Source organism: Paraburkholderia sp. SIMBA_054 (genome assembly GCF_046534875.1).
GTDB lineage: Bacteria > Pseudomonadota > Gammaproteobacteria > Burkholderiales > Burkholderiaceae > Paraburkholderia > Paraburkholderia hospita.
Map to the genome: position 1 here is coordinate 1 of NZ_JAWRXV010001010.1, position 262 is coordinate 262.

Sequence of the window (262 nt, forward strand, 5' to 3'; positions counted from 1 at the left end):
CGCGATGCAACGCGACATTGACGACGCCGAAGCTCGCCAGGTTCAGATCGCGCGCGAGCCGTTCGGCGAGCCATGCGCCGCCGCTGTAAATGCCGGCCAGCACGGCGTCGTCGGCGCCGTCGTGCGCACCGAGCTTGTCGCCGTACGCGGCGCGAATCTGGTCGAGCAGCGCGCGGTATAGCGCTTCAGCGTCAATGGAACTCATGGGTGTCGGAAAGTCCGTCAAGATATTGCTGAAGGATGATGCTGGCGGCTTCGGCGT

At 64.9% G+C, this 262-nt stretch carries 2 pseudogenes; both read right to left on the reverse strand.

The features are described 5' to 3' along the window. Nucleotides 1-205 (reverse strand): annotated as a pseudogene (locus SB822_RS58185) (bifunctional pyr operon transcriptional regulator/uracil phosphoribosyltransferase); the annotation flags it as partial. Then, a pseudogene (locus SB822_RS58190) lies at nucleotides 192-262 on the reverse strand (Holliday junction resolvase RuvX); the annotation flags it as partial. The pseudogenes SB822_RS58190 and SB822_RS58185, both read right to left, overlap by 14 nt.